The following is a 3,860-nucleotide window of genomic DNA, read 5'->3' on the forward strand; positions in this document are numbered from 1 at the left end:
CGGCTCATGGGCTCGGTGGCGCGCAGCATGGTGTCGATGACCACCGAGATATTATGGTTGCGCAGGTCGTCCTGGTTGATGCGCCGCAGTGCCGCCATATCGTTCCTTTCCCGCGACGGAAGTGATTTCCACCGGTATTGTGCGGCGGTTTTCCGCCGATCCGCCGTCACTTTCGTCACTTAGTTCAATCTATACCTTAAGTCACGGCGTCAACGTCCGCTTCGACGACACCGTGCGCTTTGCCGACGTCCGTTTTGATGCTACACTATAGTTTATTCATCTAACTAAGCGGTGTCAACGCCGTCAACGAGGAGGCAATATGACTACATTGGTCGCGGGCGTCGATACGTCCACCCAGTCCACGAAGGTGCGCGTCACCGATGCGCAGACCGGCGCGCTGGTCCGTTTCGGACAGGCCAAGCATCCGGATGGAACCTCGGTCAACCCGGAGCACTGGTGGAACGCCTTCCAGGAAGCCACGGCGCAGGCCGGTGGCATGGATGATGTCGCCGCCCTCGCCGTCGGCGGACAGCAGCATGGCATGGTGCTGCTCGATGCCCAGGGGCGTGTGATCCGAGATGCGATGCTGTGGAACGACACCAGCTCGGCGCCCCAGGCCGCCGCCCTCATCGAGGCCCTCGGCGCCGCTCCCGCCAACGATGGCGAGCCGGAGGATGTCGTCGCACGCGGCAAGCAGCGCTGGGTGAAGGCCGTTGGTTCCTCCCCCGTCGCCTCCTACACACTGACCAAAATCGCCTGGGTCGCCGAGCATGAGCCCGAGAACGCCCGCCGCATCGCCGCCGTCTGTCTGCCGCATGACTGGCTGAGCTGGCGCATCGCCGGTTTCGGCCCGGTGGAGGCGGGCGAGGACGCGCATCTTGACGCGCTGTTCACCGATCGATCCGATGCCTCCGGCACCAGCTACTACGACGCCGCCTCCGGACACTATCGCCGCGATCTGCTGGCGCTGGCCCTCGCCCCCGCCTTCGGCGAGACCGTTGACGCCGCGGCCGCCTATGGCGATGGCGCCACCGACCTCGATACCTCCGCGGCTCCGCAGGCCACTGCTTTGGCCGAAAGCCTCACGCTGCCGACCGTGCTTGGTCCGCGCGAAGCCGCCGCCGTCACCGCATCCCCCGAGATCGCCGGCAAGGCTGTGGACGGCGGCTGTCTGCTCGGCCCCGGCGGCGGCGACAATGCGATGGCCTCGCTGGGCCTTGGCATGGCCGTGGGCGATGTGTCCGTGTCGTTGGGCACCTCGGGCGTGGCCGCGGCCATCGCCGAAAACCCGGTCTATGACTTGACCGGTGCGATCTCCGGTTTCGCCGACTGCACCGGCCATTATCTACCGCTGGCCTGCACAATCAACGGCTCGCGCATCCTCGACGCCGGTCGCGCGGCTCTGGGCGTCGATTATGATGAGCTGGCCCGTCTTGCCTTTGCCGCCGAGCCCGGCGCGGGCGGCATCACGCTGGTGCCGTATTTCGACGGTGAGCGCACGCCGAACCGCCCCGATGCCACGGCGTCGCTGACTGGGCTGACGCTCAAGAACACCACGAAGGAGAATATGGCGCGCGCCTTCGTCGAGGGCCTGCTTTGCTCGCAGCGCGATTGCCTCGAACTCATCCGCGCCCTCGGCGCGAAGATCGAGCGCATCCTGTTGATCGGCGGCGGCGCGAAATCCGTGGCCATCCGCACGCTGGCCCCGTCGATTCTCGGCATGGACGTCACCCGTCCCGCCACCGACGAATACGTCGCCATCGGCGCGGCCCGCCAGGCCGCATGGGTGCTTTCCGGCGCCGCCGAACCGCCCGCATGGGAACTCTCCATCGAAGGTGTCGAAACCGGCGAGCCCACTCCGACCGTCTACGAAGCCTACGCCAAGGCCCGCGGCTGACCTTTTCTCACATACGACAAACGCCCCGAGCACGACCCATACCGCATCGTGTTCGGGGCGTTCCGTATATCCCTTTGTGCCCTCCATACCGTGTCTTGCGACGGTATTCCAAGATCGGCTTTCCCCATCGATGCTTCCGTTTTCTCCCTTTTCTCGTGCTTGCCACACCTTGTTATAGAAAAAGGGAGAAAGCGTGCCGTATTTTTCGTGCTTTTCTCGTGGCAATGTGCGGCAAGCACGAGAAAAGGGAGAAATATCCCCAAAAGGAGAGTTCCGTCAACGCAAAGTCGCGAGAGAACGCGACCAAAGTATGCTGGGGCGTTCGATGACCAAATAGAAGCACCACCCAAACAGCAGACTTGCGACAAAGGCGACAAAAGTTTGAACGGACAATGCCGTCACGCCAAGCTTGGGCAGAACCGCCGCAAGCCCGCCGATGACGATGGCATGGGTCAGATACAGGCTAAAGGAGATACGCCCCAGGAAAAGAATCGGCCGCACGCTCAGAGCGCGACGCAACAGCCCATCGGTCATGGCAAGCGCCACCAATCCCATGCAGGCCAGGTTCATCATGGTCTGCAGCAGCGCATGGATCGGCGCCGGGACATCACCCACAAACACGGCGATCAAGAACGACGTTTCAATAAGAACCAATGTTCCAAAGACTGCAACCAGCTCGACGGCAGCAGGAAGCCTGAGACTCATCAGCATAGACGCATGCTTCGCCAGAATCACACCTAGCCAGAACATCAGACACAGCCGCAGCGGGAAATACCCGGACCAATGCGAGACGAACAGCGCCGCCGCGATAGCGCACACGGTCAGCCAATCCCGCCGAATCCGAGACACGCACCACACCGCCAGCGGCAACGTGAGACTGAACCACAGTTCCCAACTCATCGACCATACCGGCGAATCCGCACGCTGCAGAGGAGCGCCAAACAGCGTAACCGTATCATCCGAAACATTGAACAACAGATCAAATTGCATGAACGCATCATGGACGATCGTGCGGAATCCGCCGGCGAAATCGATGGCGGTCGCCGAACGCGACTGTGACCCCATACGCCACGCCACATATCCGGTCAATACGGCGAGCAGGATTGCCGCGCACGTGGGCACCAACAGCCGCACAATACGGCGTGGGAAATACGCAAACCAATCGTAGGCTTGCCCGCTTGCCATCCTCTTGAATGGAGCGAGCGACAGCACAACCCCGGAAAGAACGAAGAACACCATAACGGACGCGGTGCCCGGAACCAAGCGTTCAAGGCTCTTCGCGCCTCCCCACGGACCAAGCATCATGCCGAGGTGGAGCAGAAGCACCATAAGACAGGCCACACCACGCAAACCGTCAAGCGAACAAACACGTCCAGCACCAGCCGATGCACTCCCATGATCTTTTTCGTAAGCCTTGCTTCGAGGACAAGAGGTAGGTGATTCCGTCAAAACCTCTGGCATAGTGAACGTACCAGCATGCTTCACAATAAAGCTCCCCGTCTTCTCCCAACCGATAAAGCAATTATAGGTATGAGAGTTCAGCATTAGGAGACGATCGTCTACAATTCACGTTCGACGCGCGCAGCTTGAACCATGCGAACGAGCACCGAAAGCAGCAATGCGCACAGCAATGTCAGCGTCGCCACCATTCAGAAAAGGAGAAAAAGAATCAGTGTGCAGATATGCGAAAAGCCTCAGAAGGTTGTCCTTCTGAGGCTTTTCTTACGTGTGTAGCGGCGGCGTGCTACTCTCCCACACTCTTCCGGGTGCAGTACCATCGCCGTGCCAGGTCTTAGCTTCCGGGTTCGGAATGGAGCCGGGCGTCTCCCCTGGGCCATGGCCGCCGCAAATCTTCGATTATCGGTCGGTTGAAAGGTCTCCCTTATATCCGCCGGCATTCGTGGCGGTTCGGGGACCGGATGGCGGACGCTTCGCGCATGTTTCTGACGTTTTGTGACCCTTC

At 61.1% G+C, this 3,860-nt stretch carries 2 protein-coding genes and 1 rRNA gene; 1 reads left to right on the plus strand and 2 read right to left on the minus strand.

Annotated elements, in window-relative coordinates:
• Positions 1–319: 319 nt before the first annotated feature.
• Positions 320–1,897, plus strand: a complete 1,578-nt coding sequence (locus tag AC1AUD_RS13625) for a xylulokinase (protein ID WP_476574920.1) — start codon at positions 320–322, stop codon at positions 1,895–1,897.
• A gap of 276 nt (positions 1,898–2,173) precedes the next feature.
• Here the strand turns inward: AC1AUD_RS13625 and AC1AUD_RS13630 are convergent, their stop codons facing one another.
• Together AC1AUD_RS13630 and rrf are read right to left on the minus strand one after the other, a co-directional pair.
• Positions 2,174–3,442 carry an acyltransferase family protein gene (locus AC1AUD_RS13630; protein ID WP_476574921.1) on the minus strand — a complete coding sequence of 423 codons (1,269 nt, stop codon included), beginning with the start codon at positions 3,440–3,442 and terminating at the stop codon, positions 2,174–2,176.
• Between the two features lie 186 nt (positions 3,443–3,628).
• A 5S ribosomal RNA gene (gene rrf, locus AC1AUD_RS13635) occupies positions 3,629–3,745 on the minus strand.
• Positions 3,746–3,860 lie beyond the last annotated feature (115 nt).

The organism is Bifidobacterium sp. LH_730, from assembly GCF_056355835.1.

Excerpts from the sequence above, each read along its gene's own strand:
- AC1AUD_RS13630 (WP_476574921.1), bottom strand. The coding sequence starts at position 3,442 with ATGCTGAACTCTCATACCTATAATTGCTTTATCGGTTGGGAGAAGACG.
- AC1AUD_RS13625 (WP_476574920.1), top strand. The coding sequence starts at position 320 with ATGACTACATTGGTCGCGGGCGTCGATACGTCCACCCAGTCCACGAAG.